The sequence below is a fragment of the Neptuniibacter sp. PT8_73 genome, from assembly GCF_047778045.1.
In the GTDB taxonomy this organism is placed as follows: domain Bacteria; phylum Pseudomonadota; class Gammaproteobacteria; order Pseudomonadales; family Balneatricaceae; genus Neptuniibacter.
In genome coordinates this window covers 1,490,707-1,511,559 of sequence record NZ_CP180545.1, presented here as the reverse complement: position 1 = coordinate 1,511,559, position 20,853 = coordinate 1,490,707, and the positions used below count along the sequence as shown (strand labels likewise).

General features: G+C 43.7%; 25 protein-coding genes. 6 read left to right on the top strand and 19 right to left on the bottom strand.

Annotated elements, in window-relative coordinates; all coding sequences use genetic code 11:
* Positions 1-3 precede the first annotated feature (3 nt).
* The 13 genes from ACMXYN_RS06730 to trmH form a co-directional block, all read right to left on the bottom strand.
* The gene (locus ACMXYN_RS06730) at positions 4-384 is read right to left on the bottom strand and encodes a hypothetical protein (protein WP_415894060.1); all 381 of its coding nucleotides are present in this window, start codon (positions 382-384) and stop codon (positions 4-6) included.
* Between the two features lie 159 nt (positions 385-543).
* Positions 544-1,092: a hypothetical protein gene (locus ACMXYN_RS06725; protein ID WP_415894059.1), complete on the bottom strand. Its 549-nt coding sequence runs from the start codon at positions 1,090-1,092 to the stop codon at positions 544-546.
* Between the two features lie 104 nt (positions 1,093-1,196).
* Positions 1,197-1,532, bottom strand: a complete 336-nt coding sequence (locus tag ACMXYN_RS06720) for a DUF4144 family protein (RefSeq protein ID WP_415894058.1) — start codon at positions 1,530-1,532, stop codon at positions 1,197-1,199.
* Between the two features lies 1 nt (position 1,533).
* Positions 1,534-2,043 (bottom strand): shikimate kinase, encoded by a 510-nt coding sequence (locus tag ACMXYN_RS06715; protein ID WP_415894057.1) that lies wholly within the window; start codon positions 2,041-2,043, stop codon positions 1,534-1,536.
* Positions 2,044-2,258: 215 nt separating this feature from the next.
* Positions 2,259-2,504, bottom strand: coding sequence for a DUF6868 family protein (locus ACMXYN_RS06710; protein ID WP_415894056.1), 246 nt, complete (start codon positions 2,502-2,504; stop codon positions 2,259-2,261).
* Between the two features lie 86 nt (positions 2,505-2,590).
* Positions 2,591-2,998, bottom strand: coding sequence for a hypothetical protein (locus ACMXYN_RS06705; RefSeq protein ID WP_415894055.1), 408 nt, complete (start codon positions 2,996-2,998; stop codon positions 2,591-2,593).
* Positions 2,999-3,025: 27 nt separating this feature from the next.
* Positions 3,026-3,307 (bottom strand): hypothetical protein, encoded by a 282-nt coding sequence (locus ACMXYN_RS06700; RefSeq protein ID WP_415894054.1) that lies wholly within the window; start codon positions 3,305-3,307, stop codon positions 3,026-3,028.
* Positions 3,308-3,338: 31 nt separating this feature from the next.
* The gene (locus ACMXYN_RS06695; protein ID WP_415894053.1) at positions 3,339-4,121 is read right to left on the bottom strand and encodes a YwqG family protein; all 783 of its coding nucleotides are present in this window, start codon (positions 4,119-4,121) and stop codon (positions 3,339-3,341) included.
* A 167-nt stretch (positions 4,122-4,288) separates the two neighbouring features.
* Complete coding sequence (locus tag ACMXYN_RS06690; protein WP_415894052.1) at positions 4,289-4,906, bottom strand: hypothetical protein; 618 nt, start codon at positions 4,904-4,906, stop codon at positions 4,289-4,291.
* Between the two features lie 74 nt (positions 4,907-4,980).
* Positions 4,981-5,361 carry a hypothetical protein gene (locus ACMXYN_RS06685; protein WP_415894051.1) on the bottom strand — a complete coding sequence of 127 codons (381 nt, stop codon included), beginning with the start codon at positions 5,359-5,361 and terminating at the stop codon, positions 4,981-4,983.
* 567 nt (positions 5,362-5,928) lie between these two features.
* On the bottom strand, positions 5,929-7,317 hold the full coding sequence (locus ACMXYN_RS06680; RefSeq protein WP_415894050.1) for a sigma-54-dependent transcriptional regulator: 1,389 nt from the start codon (positions 7,315-7,317) through the stop codon (positions 5,929-5,931).
* 11 nt (positions 7,318-7,328) lie between these two features.
* On the bottom strand, positions 7,329-9,386 hold the full coding sequence (locus ACMXYN_RS06675; protein ID WP_415894049.1) for a sensor histidine kinase: 2,058 nt from the start codon (positions 9,384-9,386) through the stop codon (positions 7,329-7,331).
* A gap of 54 nt (positions 9,387-9,440) precedes the next feature.
* Positions 9,441-10,157, bottom strand: coding sequence for a tRNA (guanosine(18)-2'-O)-methyltransferase TrmH (gene trmH / locus ACMXYN_RS06670; protein ID WP_415894048.1), 717 nt, complete (start codon positions 10,155-10,157; stop codon positions 9,441-9,443).
* A 100-nt stretch (positions 10,158-10,257) separates the two neighbouring features.
* Here trmH and ACMXYN_RS06665 point away from each other — a divergent pair, with 100 nt between their 5' ends.
* The 6 genes from ACMXYN_RS06665 (at position 10,258) to ACMXYN_RS06640 (ending at position 16,642) form a co-directional block, all read left to right on the top strand.
* Positions 10,258-11,124, top strand: a complete 867-nt coding sequence (locus ACMXYN_RS06665) for a prephenate dehydratase (protein WP_415894047.1) — start codon at positions 10,258-10,260, stop codon at positions 11,122-11,124.
* Between the two features lie 434 nt (positions 11,125-11,558).
* The gene (locus tag ACMXYN_RS06660) at positions 11,559-11,828 is read left to right on the top strand and encodes a metalloregulator ArsR/SmtB family transcription factor (protein ID WP_415894046.1); all 270 of its coding nucleotides are present in this window, start codon (positions 11,559-11,561) and stop codon (positions 11,826-11,828) included.
* A gap of 7 nt (positions 11,829-11,835) precedes the next feature.
* Positions 11,836-12,846: an ArsJ-associated glyceraldehyde-3-phosphate dehydrogenase gene (locus tag ACMXYN_RS06655; RefSeq protein WP_415894045.1), complete on the top strand. Its 1,011-nt coding sequence runs from the start codon at positions 11,836-11,838 to the stop codon at positions 12,844-12,846.
* Entirely contained in the window at positions 12,843-14,066 is a 1,224-nt protein-coding gene (gene arsJ / locus ACMXYN_RS06650; RefSeq protein ID WP_415894044.1) for an organoarsenical effux MFS transporter ArsJ, read from the top strand. Before ACMXYN_RS06655 ends, arsJ begins: the two co-directional genes overlap by 4 nt.
* 118 nt (positions 14,067-14,184) lie before the next feature.
* Complete coding sequence (locus ACMXYN_RS06645) at positions 14,185-15,171, top strand: GGDEF domain-containing protein (protein WP_415894043.1); 987 nt, start codon at positions 14,185-14,187, stop codon at positions 15,169-15,171.
* 175 nt (positions 15,172-15,346) lie between these two features.
* Positions 15,347-16,642, top strand: a complete 1,296-nt coding sequence (locus tag ACMXYN_RS06640) for a Na+/H+ antiporter NhaC family protein (RefSeq protein WP_415894042.1) — start codon at positions 15,347-15,349, stop codon at positions 16,640-16,642.
* A 74-nt stretch (positions 16,643-16,716) separates the two neighbouring features.
* On the opposite strand, the gene tcdA is transcribed toward ACMXYN_RS06640, so the two are convergent.
* The 6 genes from tcdA to ACMXYN_RS06610 form a co-directional block, all read right to left on the bottom strand.
* Positions 16,717-17,514, bottom strand: a complete 798-nt coding sequence (tcdA, locus tag ACMXYN_RS06635; RefSeq protein WP_415894041.1) for a tRNA cyclic N6-threonylcarbamoyladenosine(37) synthase TcdA — start codon at positions 17,512-17,514, stop codon at positions 16,717-16,719.
* Between the two features lie 31 nt (positions 17,515-17,545).
* Positions 17,546-17,764, bottom strand: coding sequence for a hypothetical protein (locus ACMXYN_RS06630; RefSeq protein ID WP_415894040.1), 219 nt, complete (start codon positions 17,762-17,764; stop codon positions 17,546-17,548).
* Positions 17,765-17,773: 9 nt separating this feature from the next.
* Positions 17,774-18,460 carry a TIGR01621 family pseudouridine synthase gene (locus tag ACMXYN_RS06625; RefSeq protein WP_415894039.1) on the bottom strand — a complete coding sequence of 229 codons (687 nt, stop codon included), beginning with the start codon at positions 18,458-18,460 and terminating at the stop codon, positions 17,774-17,776.
* Positions 18,461-18,560: 100 nt separating this feature from the next.
* Positions 18,561-18,926, bottom strand: a complete 366-nt coding sequence (locus ACMXYN_RS06620) for a hypothetical protein (protein ID WP_415894038.1) — start codon at positions 18,924-18,926, stop codon at positions 18,561-18,563.
* A 121-nt stretch (positions 18,927-19,047) separates the two neighbouring features.
* Complete coding sequence (gene hda, locus ACMXYN_RS06615; RefSeq protein ID WP_415890945.1) at positions 19,048-19,752, bottom strand: DnaA regulatory inactivator Hda; 705 nt, start codon at positions 19,750-19,752, stop codon at positions 19,048-19,050.
* The gene (locus ACMXYN_RS06610) at positions 19,742-20,842 is read right to left on the bottom strand and encodes an AI-2E family transporter (RefSeq protein ID WP_415894037.1); all 1,101 of its coding nucleotides are present in this window, start codon (positions 20,840-20,842) and stop codon (positions 19,742-19,744) included. Before ACMXYN_RS06610 ends, hda begins: the two co-directional genes overlap by 11 nt.
* Positions 20,843-20,853: the final 11 nt, after the last annotated feature.

The following is a 20,853-nucleotide window of genomic DNA, read 5'->3' as shown; positions in this document are numbered from 1 at the left end:
CTATTAATCACTGCCTTTGACAAATATCTTTTTGTTTCCTTGTTCATCCCAATAAAAACAATAAGCATTCGTAAAATCCCACTCACCAATAAGCTTCACCTCTGCGCCCTCTTTTGTCCATTTCAGATCGGCTAGCTGAAGCATTGGCAAAGGGATCTCCCCTAAATCATTATTATGCTCATCTACGATCTTTATAAATCCGGGTTTATCTGAGGACGATCCGGGCATCATCGGCGTAAAAGATCTATAAGTGCTGTAACTTACAATCGCGGTATATCGACCAGAAGGATCTTGCTCAGTGTAATAGACGGTTCTTGATGAGAAGAATAAAATGGTCGACACCGCAGCTATCACGATTAGCAATAAGGCAATTTTTGATTTCATGATTAGTAAATCCTTTTCCTCTTATCCATAGCCTTAATACTGAAAACCTCGACGACCAATCGTCTCACACCATTACAAAAAACGGGCGACTGCTCAACACAGACCGCCCGTTCTTTTGAACTAGATAGATATTAACTAGCTCGTAAAATAGATGCTTATCTATTTCGCCGCAAATTCAGCTCTGTTAGGAATTGCAGTGAAATCGATCAGCTCTTTCTCCATATTAAAGCCATTAGCTTCAAACCAATCGATAAGCTCTTTCTCGCGATTTTCGTTGTAGAATCTGTGAGAGTACATCAGTACCACACTGTGACCATCCACAAGGCTAGCACGGGCCATAACCCCTTCTGCTACCTCTTCACCAGACATTACACCAACCACAACGAACTTAGTTGAAGCGCCATCTTTAGCCGCTATTTTAATTGCTTTTACCAAACGACCGTTCTGTGAGTAGCCATCACGTAAATCGTTAGCTAACTCTTCAAGGTCATCTTCACTACGTGTGCTAGATGAGAAAATCACAGAAACCTTTTCGTTCCAGCTTTCTTTGTCTTTATCAGCACCCGTGAAGTACGAGTGTGTGAACTCTTCGCTGCCGTTATAAGCGTAAGATTTACCGTTTAGCTGAATTGGCTCAACCGCAAAAACTGAGGTACTCAGCATCATCGCTGCACAAAGAGAGACTACACCTGTGATTCTTTTGATCATGTTCTTTCCTAAGCGTTTTTATAATTTTTGGTTTGCTACTTACTTTTCGTCTCAAATAAGCAACAAACAGAATAATTCTACCCTGACCTGATTATTGCTAGATGTCAGCTCTCTTCAAACTGGCCGACAGTAGTAATTCCTTCGGCAATTGAGCCAATAGAAAACTTAGATACGCAGCACTCACCGATTGAAGAGAAATGTGCTCTGATCAAATCCTGCATTGTTTCTTTACTAACACTACAGTTAATAGCCCTCGGTTTTACAAAGTTATCGGTCATGTCTACTAAAGAGAAAATATTACCCTCCGAATCAATCAACTGATCCGCGCTGTCGTAGCGAAAGAAATGAAGATCTGCATCACAATCCCATTCAGACCCACTATCAATGTAAGTCAACTCACTCTCACCACGATATTTAATAATGGCTGGCCACTTAGTCATGTTACCTCGCATACACCTCTATAAACGCCTTTAACTCTTCAAGACTACGGATCACAAAAACAGACTTAGCCATACCTTCAACCTCCGCCATAAATTCATCGTTCCAAAACGCAGGCGATAAGCACAGCATTTTATAACTCTGAATACTGCCTTTCAGTACAGAACTACCTTCCGGCCAACCTTCGGGTTTGATAAACAACCCTTTAAGCAAACGCTTAGTAACAAGCCAATAACTCGTTAGATAAGGAAGGTCGATATACACCAATGTATCTGCCGCATCTAAACGCTTCTTAAAAGCCCCTAACGGGCCTAAGCCATCGATGATCCAGCTATCAGAGGCCAATATATCTTCATGGGCTTTATCAAAGATTTCACGTGCGACAGGCTCGCCACTTTGCTGATAGAAAAGTGAATCGAGTTGATGAAGTGGCAAACCGGTTACCTTTGCCAAGGCTTTACTCAAGGTAGATTTTCCACTACCCGGCTTACCAAAAACTGCGACTTTCCTCATGGGTGCTCCCTATTTGAATACCCCCAGAGGTAGAAACAATAAACCCACCGTCTAGGGTGGGTTTAATAAATTCAGCGCATCAAGCATCCCACCATTCCTAAGGAATGATGATAATTCGTGCTACGTATTGATCTGGTTTGATGCTCATACAGCTATCGTCATAGATGGCGCCGCGATTGTCAATTTCTCGATCACTGTATTTAGATCATCTTGCTTTAATTACCCATCAGCTTTAAAGAAAGATAAGGAATAATAAACAGGCACAACGACAGCAATTTGAAATTGGCTAAGTATTTAAAGTACAAAACAGGCAACTGATCCTCACTAACGCCCAGCAGTTTGGAATGCAGAGGGATCACAGACGAACGCATTAACATCAAAGCCAGCGTAGTAAAAAGGAGAACAGCAATACTTAAAATAGAACTCCAGCCAAAGAACGCCGTAATCTGATCAACACTCATATCAAATCCTCCCTATTTTTAATGACCCCTGTTTCTGGTAGCAGCAGCTCTAGTAATTAGTTTAGACCGATTCAGGTACTGAACAGTTAATCAGAAAGTGCTTTGACGTTAATAACCTTCTTCAACCAACTTCGCTTGGGATTACGGATAAACATCTCAAACTTATTCGGGCCGTTAAAGGTCAGTAGATAGTGATCTTTAGATAGCTCAACCACTGTATCCAAAAGATAAGAATTATAGAAAGGCGTAAAGCTGTAAGAGCCAACAAGCTCTAACTGCTTACTAATCACTATAACTTCACAGCCTTCCTCAAACGGACAATCCCAATTAAGAAAGAGAAGGTAATAATCATGCAGCTCGAATTGCTGATCGATCACATAGCCCGGCACAGTGAAATCTAGCGTTTCACCACAAAAGAACAGCGCAGATTGAAGCGGCCGATCTTCATACTCTCCTTCGTGTTCTTGAATGCTGAATCTATCGCTAGGAGTCATAGCTTTGCTCTTGGGATTATTTGCCGTCTATTTTACAGCAAAGACCGTCAAAGCTGCTGTTTTGAGTAAGCGGCAGATACTGCGAAGGAAACGAAATATCGTAATAGCGATAAAAGGAGTCAATACCAGAAGAGCAACTGTAAACAAGGGATCAGAAGGTTCCACTATAGACGCGTTATTACTCTTATCCCTAAAAATCCCACCATAGCGAACATAGATATAAATAATATAATAAGCCCACGACTGGAAGATAAGTATTACAGAATGAACAGCAAGCTCTATAAGCTGCTCTCTTAGTTTTTCACTCAACCATTAGGCTCCCATACCACTTGCAGATTTACTAAGAACAATCCCAGTTATACCAAACTTTGGAGAAGTCATTTTGCTTTAGGGCCTCCTCTTCAATAAAGAAGTTACCGACTCCCATATCACCCCACATAATTTCGTCATCACCTACGGATTCCGAATCCATTTGAAACAACAACACCCATCGATCATCTTTCCCAAGTGTGCGCGGGTCTTCTTGGGTAAAACAAGCATACCCTCCAAACTTGCTCCCCTCGGAAGAAAAGTTGTCATAAATATACTCACCAAGATCCTCTTCATAATCGAACGGATCACATGCATATTTTTCAAATCGGAAATCAGTAGGTGAAGGGATTTCGCTTTCAACTCGGCCTTCTACACGAAATTCCCGATTGAGAGGAAGGTAACTATCCTTATGAGGTACAGGTAGATCGCTCTCCAGCAATTCAGTATTCATTTCAATAACCGAATGATAAACGACTCTGTAACCGCTTGGAGAATTAATGACTTCCTCGATTGGATTATCAAAGTCTATCCCGTACAAATCATCATCTTCAATAAAGAACTGAAGAAGACCACTTACGGGATAACCATCAATACTTGGTAGCTCAGCAAAATTTAGCTGAGCAAGTAATATCAACTTTTCGCCCGCCTTAGATTTGGGATAATCCATTCCCTTAGGCCAATAGGCTTTGCCACCAAATTTACTACTCCATACATGCTTTGCGTGTTCAGCTATGGGGCTTAGTTTTAGGGTAGGTAGTGCGTATTGCTGTAAAGAAGCGCGTATTGTTTGAGCTTGAGTTTCAATATCCATTTGTTACTCCAAAATATTTTTTTAAGACTGAAAGGCTGAGAATTAAAGGGCTTTGACCCCTTAAAAATTATATTCATTTTGAAACTTAACGCTTCAATAACCGGGCAACCTGCTGCGAAGCAGCGTCTAGGTTGTCCGGCGCCGTAGGCGCGAAGTTGATTGACTTGTTAAGCATTACTCTCAACTCTTTGGAAAAGTGTAACTTGAACCTTGCCGTCAGTTTTTGAGCTCATAAGAACCCAAAGCTGGAGATCCTCTTGGACGAGTTGAGCTTGGTGGTGATTTAGTAAGGTCATGATCTTTTCCATCCAGGTTGGTATGACCTTTATAAAATTGTCGATATCTTTTGGGCTAGAGAATGGATTCTGAGCATGTAGAAACCCTCCGCACCTATCATAGATATTTTCGAAATCTCTTCTAGTGAGGTAACCAAACTTTACTTCCTTAGTTTCAATGACTTTTTCACCTGAAGAATCTAAAACCTGTTTGGTTGGTTTAGGGTAAAAATCAGCGTTGATTTCTTCAACGCTTTTCAAAATTCTCTTTCCGTGCCAGTCTTTATGAAAATTTCTTCTTATCTTGGCGTACTCATCTTTGTTTGCGACCAACGAAGCTAACGCTATCAACTCTAAAATTTTACGTACTTGAAGACATATAGATTCTGCTGTCGTTTGCTTATATAGCGTATTGCACCTCCCATCAAGAAATCCACGAATCACCTCTGTGCGCTTCTTGATTTCTTCCATGCAGCTTGCGTACTTATTTAGATATTCTTGATCAATCATGATGCCTAACGCCCGCATTTGTGGAAAATTGGTGCCCAGCGGAAATTTATCCGCAACATGCGCTTGTTACATGTTTACTTTAGCGCGGCCTTATATAGCTTAATAGAGCTATTTAATGAGTTAGACAACTCACCTATCTCAGATAACACTAGAGCCATATCTTCTTTTTCAGTGACAATATATGCCTCGAACCAGAATCTCAATGTAGAGCCAAGTTGCGTTCTTTGACCAGCGACTGGAGGTAGACCAATTGATCTGATTTGAACATTTTCGCCCGATCTTGATAAGTCTCTTGCCCACCATGATAAGAACTCTAGGGCTTTGAGGCCTTGTGCACTTTTCTCAATAGTAAATTCAGTAAATATGAGTATTTCATTAGCTAAATTTCCGCCTGATCTTTTATACATTGCGATAGGCAGGTCTGCATATTCTCCAGCGAAGTAAATCCCTTCCAACTGACCTATTTCATCTTTAGTGAAATGATGCCTACCAACTTCTGCGCTAGTTATGCCCGGTACCGTTTTGAAAGCAGATTCTAATGCCGCTACTTCTTGAGGTGCTCCATATACATTTGCCCCACAAGTGAAAAGAAAAAAGAAAAAAGAAAAAAGAAAAAAGTGCTCTATTAATAGTTTTCAATTCCCTGAAGCTCCTTATTACATGTAACATTTGTATATACGGGGTCCGTATATCTACCCTAACCGTAATTGTTTAATAACAGATGTAAGGAATTGAAAAGGAAGGAATAATTCTAAGATGCTAAAAATTCTTCCGTGACAAACCGCGCATGCGCTATATCAATTGATATACATACCTTTAAGCAAAAGGCTCCGTGTATCTACCCACGCTAGACATCCATCTGTCTGATTTAATTAACTTTTTAACCTAGCTTTAGATTCAATACAAGCAGTTGCGCTTAGCTAAAACGAACAAAAAGATTCATAAACTCTACACCCCGCAGATACACTGTATAAACAACTAGGTTAAACATAAAAACAATGTAGCTTAAAAAAATGCTCGTGCTACGTGTAATCAGCCCGATTAATCCCGTACTTCGCCATCTTCTGGTTTAGGGTTCGTCTTGGCAGATCTAGCGCGTCCATTACCGCTTTGATATTGCCTTGGTGTTGCTGCAAAGAACGTTTGATGACTTCGGCCTCAAAGCCAGCAACTTGTACAGCTAGGGGTTGGCTAATATCTCCATCTAAATGTGAAGCCTGCAGATTGCTGGTATCGGGGAAGAGGATATCGCTCACCGATACGCGCTTATCCAAAGCGTAACGCATGGCGATATTTTTAAGCTCGCGAACATTACCCGGCCATTGGTAGCTTTGCAGGGTACGGAAGTCTTGCTCGGGCAGCGACCGTTGTTCTTTATCATGAGATTCCGAGGTCATACGAACATAGTGCTCAAACAGTAACGGTGTATCTTCTAAACGATCTCGCAAAGGCGGGATATGTAATTGTGATACGTTTAGGCGATAGAACAGGTCTTCTCGGAAATCATCCTCTTCTCGCAGATCGGTTTTAGCCGCAGCAATAACACGCAGATCGACTTTGATTGGTGAATTACCACCTAGGCGCTCAATCACACCTTCCTGCAATGCACGCAGCAGCTTAATCTGAAGATGCAGTGGCATGCTTTCGATCTCATCTAGAAACAGTGTGCCACCACTGGCGTATTCAAATTTACCAATTCGGCGTTTAGCTGCACCGGTAAAAGCTCCGGCTTCGTGACCAAAGAGTTCGCTCTCAATTAGAGATTCTGGAATCGCACCACAGTTGATCGGGACAAAATGTTTGTCTTTACGATGGCTAAATTCGTGCAGGGATTGCGCCACCAGCTCTTTACCCGTACCGGTTTCACCGTAGATGATGACATTGGTATCTAAGTCGGCCAGCGTTAAGATCTCTTGCTTTAATCGCCTAATCGCTGGCGAAATACCAATTAAGCGCTGGTCGATACCGCTGGAAGACGCTAAGTTTTGCTGCAGGCGTAGGTTATCCAACATTAAACGGCGCTTGTCACAAGCACGCTGAATCGTCTCTACCAAACGCTCCGGGTTAAACGGCTTTTCTATAAAGTCATAAGCGCCCTTCCTCATGGCACCTATAGCCATATCGACATCACCGTGGCCGGTTACGAGAACGATTGGAAAACCGGGCACAGTCTCCAAGATTTTGTCCATCAACTCTAAGCCGGTCATCTCTGGCATTTTGACATCGCTGACAACAATACCGGGAAAATCGACTAGGATATGGCTAAGCGCCTGCTGGCCACTATCACAGCCAATCACATCAAAACCGGCCATTTGTAACCATTTTTCGGTAGATTTCCGCACCATAGCTTCATCGTCTACCAATAAAACAGTACCTCTGGATGACTGATTTGGTGATTGCTTATCTGTCATTACGACCTTCTCTAATTAGTTTCACAAATAGGTAATAGCAAGGTAAACACTGCACCGCCCTGCTCGGTATTCCCTGCGCTTATATCTCCATTTAAATCACGCATGATAGATTTAACAATCGCTAAGCCTAAGCCTAGGCCATCACCCATTGGTTTAGAGGTGATAAATGGGTCAAATAGATTAGCCAATAGCGCAGAATCGATACCTTCCCCGCTATCGATCACTTGCAGTTGTAACTGCTGGGATTCACTATCTTCAGTCAATTCGATCTGAAGCAGTTTATCCGAAATACCTTGCATGGCATCGATAGCGTTTTTGACAAGGTTAACAACAACCTGCTCCAAACGGGCATTGTCACCTAGAACAAACAGTGTTTTCTCGGGTAGAGCTAACTTGAGCTGCACTTCTTCATCAGCAATGCGCTGCTTAAACATCTGCAAAGAGTTTTCGAGCACCATCTGCATGGAAACCGGCTGTTTCTGTTCCGGCTTTTTATAAGCGTAGGTTTTTAGCTGGGCGGTGATTTGCGCCATGCGTTGTGTGAGCCCGTCTACTTCTAACAGGCTTTCTTCTAGCATTTCAGGTTGAGTCATCACCTGTCGGCAGATTGCCACGTAATTTCTAATCGCGGTTAGTGGCTGATTAAGCTCGTGCACAATTGCCGTAGACATGCGACCAAGCACCGCCATTTTACCTGCTTGAACCAACTCTTCTTGTGCTTCTCTTAGGGCTAATGTTCGCTCTTCGACTTTGTGTTCCAAAGATTCATTGGCTTTCTGTAGCTGAATTTCTAAACCTTTACGTCTGGAGATATCGATGACTGTCACAAGGAATTGCTTGGCTTCATACCCCTGCATTTTTCGGATAGAGATCATAAGCGGAAATTCAGCCCCATCACTTCTGGAACCTACCGCCTCGTAACCCACCAGCGGAGAAAAACCTTTTTCACCTAGACGATGTAAAACCCTCGCGATAGGGGTGACTCCATCTGAAGCAAGCAACTCTAATAGAGGCTTTGCGAGGATCAACGGCATTGATACAGTAAACTGCTGCAAAGCCATATCGTTGGCAAAGGTGATATGACCTCTTTCATCGATAAGCAGCAAGCCTACCTGCGCGTTATTAATAATCGCTTTTTGTTGAGCTTCACTTTTCGCTAAGGTCTCACGAGTGACATTTTGTGAGCGGAGTTTTAGCTGCCTCTCTCTAAACCACAAAGCAAACAACCCAAGCGCAATACAGCCACCAAACGAGAACAACGCCGCATTTCTGACATTACGCTTAACAACTTCGGTATCTGTGAGTACCGATACCTGCCAGTTCAAATCATCCAGCGATACTGAGCGTGATAACCATTGATCAGCGCCTCGCTTCCAAAGCCGCGTAATTACACCGCTCTCAAGCATTAAAACTTCTTCATCAACCTGCTCTTTTACCGTTTGATATCGAGTCAGTGGGGCCGTAGTAAAGAAGATAGAACCGGTCTTATCTCTCAAGATCACTTCGCCGGTGGAACGCAGTTTTTTAACCATCGCCTCAAGTTCCACCCGAACCACTGCAGCACCCGAAAACTGGGTGCCGTTATAAACAGGTGAAGACAAGAAATAAGCAGGTGATTGATTATGTTCATTCAAGCTAAATTGGCCACCGCGGTTACCCGCTAACGCTTGTTTATAATAATCTTGTCTACGATGGGATCGTTGAATGAATTCCTGCTCATCCCGCCAATGGCTATAGGCAGCCGTATTACCGTCGGAATTCAAAACAAAAAGAGAGGATGAACCTGCCACAAGGTTGATCTGTTCTAAATAAAGACTAACTTCTCTAGCGATGCTCGGAGAAGGATCAACCAAAAGGGCTTTAACATCGGTATCTTGAGAGATTAAAAACGGCAAATAACGATACTCGTCTAATGCCGATCTTAACTGGGTGATAACTTTTAAAAGTTCATCAGAACCTTGCTGATGAAGGTTTTGCAGGGTCCAGTCACGCGCAAAGGTAACTACCTGCCATGTACAAACAAGCGTTAGTAATAGGAAGAGAAGCGTGACAAGCAGTCGTCTGACCATTAGTGATTAATTCGAAACCCAAAAACTCAGATTAGCAGGGGTTCAGGGATTGAATCAAACAGCAATGCCGCTCCAATCGTATTTATCTGCCTGACCTGCCTGCACACGTTGATGCCAGCCCGGTGCATCAATCACATCACCAATATCATCAAGTGGTGGATAAGCTAACCCTTTATCGCGGCAAAACTTCGCTAGATCTCGATTACCCCACTCAAACAGGGTACGTGATATCTCTTCGTCGCTTAGGTGCTGCTCATCATACAAGCCCGCTAAAATACGTTGTCGTTGAGCCTCAACCAAGATAATACCGGCAGCCGTGGATACGTTAAGCGAGCTCACCATCCCCATCATCGGGATAATGATGTGCTGATCGGCCATCTCCGCCGCAATATCGCTCACACCCTGTTTTTCAGCGCCCATCAACAGCGCACATGGCTGAGTGTAATCAAACTCACGGTAATCGATCGCTTGATCGGTGAAATGTGCAGCTACCACTTTCATGCCCTGAGCTTTAACCGTTTCGATCGCCGATTCGACTGATTCGTGCTGCCTGTTTTTAACGTAGAAATCACTGCCTTTCGCCGTACCACGGTAAGTACGGTAACCCTCTTTGGGCACAACAGAATGAATACTGTGAATGCCCACAGCATCACAATTTCGAATCAGTGCTGATAAATTTCGAGGTTTATTCACTTGATCGGCAATCAAACTTAGATCTGGTTGGCGGCGTTTAAGCACACTTAACAGTTTTTCAGTACGTTCTGGCGTCATAAAACTATAATTGCAGGTAATTTAACTGCGCGAACAGTAACAGAGTTTTTATCTCTGTGTAATAATACGCGCCTCAATTTTCGTTAAACAGATAAAGACCATGACCAACCTGCCTGCCATTATTGCTTATCAAGGCGTACCGGGTGCTTATTCACACCTTTCATGCCGCAAAGCCCATCCAGAATTAGAAGCTAACGCCTGTGCAACTTTTTCGGATGCGATGTTTATGGTGGAGCGCGGTCAGGCACGTTTAGCAATGATCCCGCTCGAGAATTCCACAGCGGGCCGTGTAGAAGAGATCTACCGTTTAATGCCGAAAACGGAGCTGCACATTGTCGGTGAACACTTTGAACCTGTGAACCACTGTTTGTTAGCGCCAAAAGGCACAAAACTAGAAGATATCACTACAGTGGCATCTCACCCGCAAGCGCTAGCGCAATGCGATGGCCATATTAATGAACTTGGCATCAAACCGGTTGCTAGTCTTGATACAGCGGGCGCAGCTGCAGAACTAAGCGAGAAGAAAACACCAGGCCATGCAGCAATCGCTTCTAGTCTAGCGGCTGAGTTGTATGATCTAGAGATTATCCGTGAGAACTTCCAAGATAAAACCGGGAATACTACCCGCTTCTTGATTCTTGCGCGCGACAGTCATATCCCTGCGCTAACCAACGGTTCTCGCTTCATGACATCGATCATGTTCACAGTACGCAACATTCCAGCGGCACTCTATAAAGCGCTGGGCGGTTTCTCTACCAATGGCGTGAACATGTTGAAACTAGAGAGCTACATGGCATCTGATACGATGACAGCAACCAGCTTTCACCTTGATGTCGAAGGTCATCCAGACCAGAAAGCGATGAAATATGCACTTCAAGAACTCGACTTTTTCGCCAAAGATGTCCGCATTATGGGCACTTACCCGCTACATCACTTCCGTTTGGAAGACGATCAAATCATTGAGTAATAGCCTGATAAGCGCTTAACCACACAAACCTAATTGATACTCAGCTAAACTAAACGGAAGTATCAATTAGGTGATTACATTCTGCACCAAAGTTTAATTTTGCACTGCACAAAAAATCAACATACTACATATGCACTTGCGGCTTAGCTATCAAGGACATGTGATAGCTTTTGAGCCCATCTGCATCCCATCTTCAACTCTGGCCTCGCCATGAGTTAACGCATTTTTTGCCCCTCTTTTAGAGGGGTTTTTTTATGCCTGCAGAAAGCTACTCCCCTATTCCATTCAAAAAATCTTACCACCGACACCTAAACCGCTATTGCGGGCCCTATAAATTTTTGCCATCATATATGGAAAAACGTATATGTAGATTAAATATGCAAGCAACGACTCTATTTAAGTGCTTATCAGACACGACACGATTTGAGCTGATAATGCTGATACATCACCACAAAACCCTCTGTGTATGTGATTTCACAACGCTACTCGAGCTAAGCCAACCTAAGATTTCGCGACATCTGGCGCAGCTTAGAGAACATGGAATTGTGAGTGATAGCCGCAAAGGCCGCTGGGTTTATTACAGCCTGAATAACCAACTCCCAGGGTGGTGTCAGCGCGTAATCAACGAGACCTATGAAGCTAGCCAAACAGAGCTAGCGGAACTGCTAAGTAAAAGCTTAACCTCAGAAAGCTGCTGTGAGTAATAAAAAGATGACTATCAAAATTGGTATTAATGGGTTCGGTCGGATGGGCCGTTTGATAATGCGTGCGGCTTGGGAATGGCCAGAATTTGAATTTGTACAGATCAACGACCCACAAGGTGATGCCGCTACATTAGCCCATCTGATGAATTTTGATTCAGTACACGGCACTTGGAAATACGAAGCTACAGCAACTGACACTGGCATGATTATTAACGATCAGCAGATCAGTGTTACCCACAATAGCCGTATCGAAGATACCGATTGGTCTGGTTGCGATCTTGTCTTTGAAGCCAGCGGTGTCATGAAGAAAAAGGCACTGTTAGATAAATACACCGAACAAGGTGTAAAGCATGTTGTTGTGACAGCGCCGGTAAAAGAGGACGGTGTGCTTAACCTAGTAATGGGTATCAACCATCAGCTGTATACGCCGGGTGAATTCCCAATCGTTACGGCTGCATCCTGCACTACAAACTGTCTTGCGCCTGTTGTTAAGGTTGTGCACGAGCAACTTGGCATCAAACACGGCTCAATGACCACGATTCACGACATTACGAACACGCAAACGATCTTGGATGCACCGCATAAAGATCTTAGACGTGCACGTGCTTGTGGCATGAGCCTTATCCCAACAACAACGGGATCTGCAAAAGCGATTACTCAGATTTTCCCTGAGCTAACCGGCAAGCTAAACGGCCATGCCGTGCGTATTCCTTTAGCGAATGCCTCGCTAACCGATATGGTTTTCGAACTTGAACGTGAAACAACGGAAGCTGAAGTAAATGCCTTATTTGCTGAAGCTGCTGAAAACTCCTTAAAAGGTATTCTTGGTTACGAAGAACGTCCTCTCGTTTCAATCGACTACCGTACAGACCCGCGTTCAAGCATCATCGACGCCCTATCCACCATGGTTGTGAATGGCACTCAGTTGAAGCTGTACGCTTGGTACGACAACGAATGGGGCTACGTAAACCGTACTGCCGAATTAGCTAAATATATCGCGATTGATTGTGAAAAATGAGTAATCTTGCCAACAGTGCCATCCGGCAATACATGGTCGTTACCGGTAATTACTGGGCCTTTACCTTAACGGATGGCGCGTTGCGCATGTTAGTTGTACTGCACTTCCACCAGCTCGGTTACGGTGCACTCAGCATTGCGCTGCTGTTTTTGTTTTATGAATTCTTCGGGGTTGTCACCAATCTATTTGGAGGATGGCTGGGCGCAAGAATTGGTTTAAACAAAACCATGAATATAGGGCTATCTTTGCAGATCATCGCCCTACTCATGCTGACCCTGCCAACGGATTACTTAAGCATGGCTTGGGTGATGGCCGCTCAAGCCCTCTCCGGTATAGCTAAAGATCTGAATAAGATGAGTGCTAAAAGTGCGATTAAATCACTCGTTGATGAAAGCGCACAAAGCACACTATTTAAGTGGGTAGCTATTCTTACAGGCTCTAAAAATGCTCTTAAAGGTGTAGGCTTTTTCTTGGGCGGGGCTTTGCTCCACCTTGTCGGCTTCCAAGGCGCCATGTGGATCATGCTTATCGGCTTGGTCATTGTGCTTTGTTGCAGTCTGATATTGCTGACTAAGAGCCTCGGGGTATCCAAATCTAAACCGAAGTTCACAGAGGTATTCTCTAAAAATAGAGCGATCAATATCCTCTCGGCAGCACGTATGTTTCTGTTTGCCTCCAGAGATATCTGGTTTGTGGTTGCTTTGCCGGTTTACCTCAGTGAAACCATCGGTTGGGATTTTTGGATAGTTGGCAGCGTGATGGCAGGTTGGGTCATCATGTATGGCTTTATTCAGTCAATTGCGCCAAGCATTACCGGCAAAAAATCTAAAACACCGCCTAGCGGCCGTAGTGCTGCACTTTGGGCAGGCATACTCTGCTTTATACCGGCGTTGTTCGCATTGAGTCTAGGCACTAATGAAGTATGGGTTCTACTGGTGGGCTTAGGCATTTTCGGAGCGGTCTTCGCTCTAAATAGCTCGCTTCATAGCTACTTAATCGTTAGCTATGCACGTAAAGACGGCACCTCTCTCGATGTAGGTTTTTACTACATGGCCAATGCGATGGGGCGTTTGATCGGGACAGTGCTTTCTGGTGCTATATTCCAGCTATGGGGACTCGAAGCCTGCTTGTACTTCTCATCCTTGATGCTTTTGATAGCGGCGATTATCTCGCTATGGCTACCTAAAGCAGCAACTACTCAGACTGCCGCTTCAGTTTGAGTAGTTGCACTAAATTGTTGTAATAAACACCGACTCTGACTTAAGCAGCTAAACTTAGGAGACAAACCCAAAATACATTTGCAGCTTTATTCGAATAAGCCATGCGAGGGCTACGCGAATGCAACCGACAGCTAAAGTCTCAGATTATTGCGACGTTTTTTTAGCATTGACGGAACAACGCGATCAAAGAGCGCTTAATCAATTATTGATCAAAACCTGTTTAGAGCTGTTTCCGCTGCATCATTTCTGGCTGTATAACTACGCAAACTTCGATCAAACGACCGAAAAGCTTATAGCCAGTAGCGAAAGCTCCAATGAGCTTGCACCATCACTCACGATCCCTGAACACATTCAGCATATTGAGCCGCACCAGCCTACACGTTATATCCGTGATGAATGTTATAGATATTACAGTTTTAAAATCCTGCACTCTCAAAATGGCCTCCTTATAACCAATATAGAAGACACCACTGACTTGATGCATGACGTGATCACTAAGTTAGTCTCTGTATACGCAAACCAGCGTTTTTTTATGTTCTCTGCTATGAACGATGCCCTGACTGGCCTATATAACCGTCAGGCCTTTGACCAGCAGATGGAAACTATTCTTTTAAAGCAGCAATCTCAGCGACGTAAAAACGATAAATCAGCAGAACCCCATTGTTTTGCCCTCTTGGATATCGACCACTTTAAACAGGTTAACGACAACTTTGGTCACCTATTTGGTGATGAGGTTTTATTAGTTCTTTCCCAGCAGATGCAAAGTGCCTTTCGGGATGAAGATTTGATGTTTCGCTACGGCGGAGAAGAATTTGCGTTGGTACTAAAAGATATCTCATTAGAGTCTGCATTGAAGGTACTTGAACGATTCCGTACACAAATTGCCCAAACCATTTTTCCACAGATAGGCCAAGTGACATTGAGTATTGGGATTACAGAGATCACAGAGGGTCTGTCGCTTCCTACCTTAATCGATCATGCCGATCAGGCGCTCTACTTTGCTAAAGAGCATGGACGAAATCAGGTTCACAGTTATGAAACGCTTCTAAGCAGTGGATACATCACCCCTCCTAGCGAGCATGAGGGCGATATAGAACTGTTTTAGTCGTGCCATTAATTAGATATAACTTAATGCTAAGTCCACTGTCGTTTTATTCATTTCATTTATACCTACTTAAGTAGTATATTCGCCGCCTTATTCGAACAGCTGGTCAGATCCCAGTCGTTTGTCTTCTCCAATATTGAAACCATTACCCATGGTCTCTAATAGGATAAAGTTAATGAATAACTCTTCCCCTCTTGCGTTACTGCCATTAGGGCTGTTTTTAACTCTGTTTATCGGCAGCGGAATTTACTATCAAGCTCAAGGAACAGAGTTCGCCTTCTATCAAATATCAGCACCCGTCGCGATTATTCCAGCGGTGGTCCTTTCAATTCTTTTAACTCAAGGCACACTCAACGAGCGCCTCGAAATCTTTATCAAAGGCATTGGTGATCAGACAATTATCACCATGGTTATTGTCTTCCTTTTGGCAGGTGCTTTTGCTTCTGTTGTGAAGGCAATTGGTGGCGTTGATGCAACAGTAAATCTTGGCCTTAACTATATACCCGAGTGGTTATTGCTCCCTGGTATCTTTGCGATTGCAGCGTTTATTGCCACCTCGATGGGCACATCCATGGGCACCATTGCGGCGGTAGCCCCAGTTGCTGTGGGCATTACTGAAGCGAGTGATCTACCTCTACTACTCACTGTAGGCGCTGTTGTTGGCGGTGCTATGTTTGGCGATAACCTATCGATTATTTCGGATACAACTATCGCAGCCACTCGAACTCAAGGCTGTGAGATGAAGGATAAGTTCCGCCTTAATCTTCTTATCGCACTCCCAGCAGCTATGGTAACTATGGTCGTTCTCGCGCTTCAAAGCAGCACTGCAGGTGTATCTGAACAAAGTTATGAGCTGATTAAAGTTGCGCCATACCTAACAGTACTGATTCTCGCTATTGCAGGCCTGAACGTCATGTTAGTGCTATTGGTGGGCATTGTCTTAGCGGGTGCTGTTGGCTTTATAACCGCGCCTGATTACAGCATTGCTATGCTATCAAAGCAGATCTATGACGGTTATACCGGCATGCAGGAGATAATGATTCTATCTATGTTGATTGGCGGTCTTGGTGCGCTGATTAAACATCAAGGTGGATTAAACTTTATAGCCTCAGTGATTGAAAAACTAACAGGAAAAAGTGGCGGCAAAAAGGCTGGAGAATTCAGTATCGCAGCTAGCGTAGCAGCAACTAACCTATGTACGGCCAACAATACGGTATCTATCGTTATTGCTGGCTCATTGGCGAAAGATATCGCGCAACGCTACGGCGTTAATGCTAAACGCTCTGCCAGCCTGATGGATATTGTCTCTTGTGTGGTACAAGGCATCATCCCTTGGGGCGCCCAGATACTGCTAGCCTCCTCTATCGCGAAAGTATCACCGCTAGAATTAGTCACCTCAATTCAATACTGCTGGTTCTTAGGCTTAGCTGCGATTATTTCTATCTTAATTTCACGCCCGGGTTATAAATAACCTAAGTATTACATAAGTACTCGCAATAAAAAGGGAGCTTGATGCTCCCTTTCTTTGTTTCTCTTGCCAAGCTATTAACCTTGCGACTGCCTTTCCCAGCGTAAGCGCATTTTCTCTAACACACGCGCTACCGCGGCAAAACCAAAGCTCGCGGTCACACAGGTCGACGCACCAAAACCACCGGCACAATCGAGTCGGGTATTACCATCGGTAATACTCTTTTGCGCACAGACCGAACCATCAGGTTGCGGATACACCAACTGCTCAGTGGAATAAACACAATCGACAGAGAATCGTCTACCACTTTTACTGAATCGATAGTGTCTACGTAGGAAAGAGCGCACTTTAGCAGCAAGCGGATCGTGGTTGGTTTTGGCTAAATCACAGATATCAATCTTGGTAGGATCAGTCTGACCACCAGCACCACCCACGGTGATAATAGGAATCTTGCGATAGCTGCAATGGGCGATCAGCGCGGCTTTTTCTTTAACGCTATCAATCGCATCAATCACATAGTCAAACTCGTTGGTAATCAGCTCTGGAATGTTCTCTCGTGTAATAAAATCTTCGATCTCATTAACTTCACATTCTGGGTTGATCAGCTTGATTCGCTCGGCCATAGCTTCGGTTTTAGAGCGACCCACATTCCCGTCTACAGCATGAATCTGACGGTTTGTGTTAGTAATGCAGATATCATCCAGATCAATCAGTGTGATCTTACCAATTGCCGTCCGGGCTAAAGCTTCAGCCACCCAAGAGCCAACGCCACCAATACCAATCACACAGATATGCGATTGGCGGAACATATCAACCACGTCCGTACCATATAGACGGCGAGTTCCACCAAAACGATTTTCAAAACCAGATGACAACGTAACCTACCTCTATCGCTTTAAAACGAAATTAAAATTCGTCTTCAGTAATTTCGGTCAAAATCACATGACCGCATTTAACACATTTACCTTCGATAAATATGATGTCGTTGAGTTCGTATTCCTCAGGCTCAACCATACCAAGATTCACTTCTTGGCAGTTGTCGCACCATGTTTGCTCTAGAAAGGCCTTTTTCTCATCTGCATCGCGTGATTCAAAGTCACGTTCTATACGTTCACCTTCGCTCATTTTTGTGCCTTATCTTTTTTCAGGTAATTTCGGCCAAGAAAGACTTTCTGGCCAATCAAAGTGTTCTTTAATGATATCCAAAGCCTCTTGATCAAATTGATCGCCCTGCTCTGGATAGCTCTTGTAAGTATACCGCTCACCACCATAACTAAATGCTAAAGAATATGCGTGCAGATAGGTACGGTCTGATAACTCACCACCGTAGGTATTATCCCCCAAAATTGGCGCGCCTTCACTTTTAAGCGCCACCCTAATTTGGTGGGTTTTGCCTGTGGTTGGTTTGAGTAAAAACAGCCTAAAGCCTGGCTTAAGAGAGCAGCTAAAAAACTGGGTCACAGCAGGGTTTTGACGGCTTTTTACAAGTTTCCAACCACCGCGTCTCGCTTTCTCCATATCCCCCATAATAAGTCCTTGCTTACGCTTTGGCTTATTAGCAGAGATAGCTAGGTAGTATTTCGAAACTTCACGGTTTTTAAACTGATCAGCGAGTGTTTTGGCAGCTTCGGTACTCTTAGCGAATACCATAAGGCCTGATGTAATTTTATCTAAACGGTGCACCAGAAAGATCTGCTCTAAATCTAGCTGTTGCTGCAACATCATGGTAAATCCTGCTTCCTCTTGATCTTTATGCACACTGATTCCTGCAGGTTTAACCACCACAACAAAATCACTGGTTTGATCAATTATTTGAAACACAGAATTTCCCGCCAAAAAGTCGCGATCATGCGGGAGTTAAGGAGATATTTCAAGGGGCGAAAAAGAACATTCCGCCCCAGAGGCGATAATCTATTTTGGCTTATAGCTTATCAATTTGTTTAAGCAGTTTATTCACTTTATCCGTATAGATATGAAAAACTAAGCTGCGTTCAGAATCTGGTTCTTTGAAATAACGCACTTCTAGGCAAGCTACGTTCTCTTCTACAAACTTAGCAGCAGTGAAACGCTGATCAGATTTTTTGATGTTAAGAAATTTTACGCCATCCGATACCAATATCAGGCGCTTGCCTGAAACAGCGATAAATCCTTTATACCACTCACGCCCTAAAACCTTACCTTTCTCATTTAGATGGGTAACTGTATAGCGAACATTGTTAGCTTTGACTTTAATCTCTTCTTTTTCAAGCTTAGCGAGTAATTTGTCTGTCAGATGCTTGCTACCCATGATGACCTCCTAGCCATAATGACCTGCGAATGAGTACCTAAATTGGATACCTCTATTTTCGCATTACGCACCTGCAAAAATGATGACGAATATATGAAGAGTTCGTTTAAGAGCTGGTTAATTACAGCCCTGTAACCTCTTTAACGAAAGGAATTGTGATTTTGCGCTGAGCGCTCAGAGATGCACGATCCAATGTATCTAACAAACAGGCTAAATCGTTCATATTGCGGCTGGCATGATGAAGTAAGAAGCGTGCGACTTCATCTGAAAACTGTAACCCACGGGCACTTGCTTTCGTCTTAATCGCTTTTAGTTTCACTTCATCATTAAGAGCTTGCACCTGGAATACCATACCCCAACTTAGTCGAGATGCTAAATCAGGTAGGTTGATACCAAGATGGCGTGGCGCAGCTGTCGAAGCGATGATAAGTGTATTTCCCTGCTCGCGGATGCGGTTAAAGAAGTGGAAAAGAGCCTCTTCCCAAGCTTTATTACCAGCAACCGACTCTATGCCATCGATACAAACTAGATCGAGATATTCCATCCCTTCTAAAATGCCACCACCCATCTGTTTTAATTCATCCAGAGGGAGATAAGCCGCACTGCGCCCTATAGGATCGGCTTCATGACATACAGCTTGGAGCAGATGAGTACAACCAACACCTTCACTACCCCAAATGTAAGTAAACTGCTCACCATTACCACTTGCGGCCGCTTTTAAACTCGCGCAAACCAGCTCATTGCCTTGAGCGTAATAATTCTCAAAACGAGCATCATCTCGGAGACTAACCGATAGAGGTATTTGGAATGGTTGTTTACTGGTCATTAACTACTGGTTCGACTTGTTCTAACGCTTTATCTTCATCTGAGCCGTACAACGTACTGCCTTTATAACCTTCATGCAGGTGACGTAATAGCACCATAATAACAGCTGCAACTGGCAGAGCTAAAAGAACCCCAACAAATCCGAACAGCTGTCCGCCCGCCATGATAGCAAAAATTACCGCAACAGGGTGTAATCCAATACGGTCACCTACTAATAATGGCGTAAGTAACATCCCTTCAAGCATCTGACCAATGATAAAGACTACGCCAACGTAGCCTAAAACCATTGGATCTTGGAATTGCATAAATGCAGCAACACCTGCCACTGCAATACCGATGATGAATCCCATGTAAGGAACAATACTAGCAAGGCCCGCGATCATACCAACCAATAGCGCTAGATCAAGCCCTACGATCCATAAACCTACTGCATAAACAATTCCCAATGCGACCATGACTAAAAGCTGGCCTTTCATAAATGCGCCAAGTACCTCATCACACTCACTGGCCCACAAAGAAACTTTAGGCTCTACATTGCGTGGTAACAGGCGTTTAACCTTGGCAATCATTACATCCCAGTCGCGTAACAAATAGAATGTAACCACGGGAATCAATACTAAATTAGCCACCCACGCCACAATCGCCAAACCAGATCGCGTAATGCCACCTAACAACTGGCTCATAATATCGCCAGTTTTTTGCAAATCACCAATCAAAACATCTTTAACATTGGCAAAGCCAAACGCAGTTGGCTCCAAACTGAATGTTGCTAATATCCAAGGGAAAATCTGTTCTTCAAATAGCTGTATCGCCTGCGGTATACGAGCTAGCAATGTCTGTATTTGATGCCCTAGTTGCGGAAGTAATAACAGGAACATCATCGCCACTAAAGCCGTCATACCGATAAACACAATAATGACAGAGCCTGTACGGGACATACCTAAATCTTCCAATCGATCGGCAATAGGATCAGACAAATAAGCAAACAATGCCCCAACCAAAAACGGTGAAAGAATTGGAGAAAGTAGATACACCAAACCGCCCAATACGACGGCAAGTATTAAGAAAAACCAACGTTGTGATTCAGTCATTTTTTGTTCCT

Excerpts from the sequence above, each read along its gene's own strand:
- arsJ (WP_415894044.1), top strand. The coding sequence starts at position 12,843 with ATGAGTAATCTTGCCAACAGTGCCATCCGGCAATACATGGTCGTTACC.
- ACMXYN_RS06725 (WP_415894059.1), bottom strand. The coding sequence starts at position 1,092 with ATGATCAAAAGAATCACAGGTGTAGTCTCTCTTTGTGCAGCGATGATG.
- ACMXYN_RS06645 (WP_415894043.1), top strand. The coding sequence starts at position 14,185 with ATGCAACCGACAGCTAAAGTCTCAGATTATTGCGACGTTTTTTTAGCA.
- ACMXYN_RS06705 (WP_415894055.1), bottom strand. The coding sequence starts at position 2,998 with ATGACTCCTAGCGATAGATTCAGCATTCAAGAACACGAAGGAGAGTAT.
- ACMXYN_RS06610 (WP_415894037.1), bottom strand. The coding sequence starts at position 20,842 with ATGACTGAATCACAACGTTGGTTTTTCTTAATACTTGCCGTCGTATTG.
- trmH (WP_415894048.1), bottom strand. The coding sequence starts at position 10,157 with ATGACGCCAGAACGTACTGAAAAACTGTTAAGTGTGCTTAAACGCCGC.
- ACMXYN_RS06640 (WP_415894042.1), top strand. The coding sequence starts at position 15,347 with ATGAATAACTCTTCCCCTCTTGCGTTACTGCCATTAGGGCTGTTTTTA.
- ACMXYN_RS06660 (WP_415894046.1), top strand. The coding sequence starts at position 11,559 with ATGCTGATACATCACCACAAAACCCTCTGTGTATGTGATTTCACAACG.
- hda (WP_415890945.1), bottom strand. The coding sequence starts at position 19,752 with ATGACCAGTAAACAACCATTCCAAATACCTCTATCGGTTAGTCTCCGA.
- ACMXYN_RS06730 (WP_415894060.1), bottom strand. The coding sequence starts at position 384 with ATGAAATCAAAAATTGCCTTATTGCTAATCGTGATAGCTGCGGTGTCG.
- ACMXYN_RS06655 (WP_415894045.1), top strand. The coding sequence starts at position 11,836 with ATGACTATCAAAATTGGTATTAATGGGTTCGGTCGGATGGGCCGTTTG.
- ACMXYN_RS06715 (WP_415894057.1), bottom strand. The coding sequence starts at position 2,043 with ATGAGGAAAGTCGCAGTTTTTGGTAAGCCGGGTAGTGGAAAATCTACC.
- ACMXYN_RS06675 (WP_415894049.1), bottom strand. The coding sequence starts at position 9,386 with ATGGTCAGACGACTGCTTGTCACGCTTCTCTTCCTATTACTAACGCTT.
- ACMXYN_RS06665 (WP_415894047.1), top strand. The coding sequence starts at position 10,258 with ATGACCAACCTGCCTGCCATTATTGCTTATCAAGGCGTACCGGGTGCT.
- ACMXYN_RS06680 (WP_415894050.1), bottom strand. The coding sequence starts at position 7,317 with ATGACAGATAAGCAATCACCAAATCAGTCATCCAGAGGTACTGTTTTA.
- ACMXYN_RS06710 (WP_415894056.1), bottom strand. The coding sequence starts at position 2,504 with ATGAGTGTTGATCAGATTACGGCGTTCTTTGGCTGGAGTTCTATTTTA.
- ACMXYN_RS06720 (WP_415894058.1), bottom strand. The coding sequence starts at position 1,532 with ATGACTAAGTGGCCAGCCATTATTAAATATCGTGGTGAGAGTGAGTTG.
- ACMXYN_RS06630 (WP_415894040.1), bottom strand. The coding sequence starts at position 17,764 with ATGAGCGAAGGTGAACGTATAGAACGTGACTTTGAATCACGCGATGCA.
- ACMXYN_RS06620 (WP_415894038.1), bottom strand. The coding sequence starts at position 18,926 with ATGGGTAGCAAGCATCTGACAGACAAATTACTCGCTAAGCTTGAAAAA.
- ACMXYN_RS06695 (WP_415894053.1), bottom strand. The coding sequence starts at position 4,121 with ATGGATATTGAAACTCAAGCTCAAACAATACGCGCTTCTTTACAGCAA.
- ACMXYN_RS06690 (WP_415894052.1), bottom strand. The coding sequence starts at position 4,906 with ATGATTGATCAAGAATATCTAAATAAGTACGCAAGCTGCATGGAAGAA.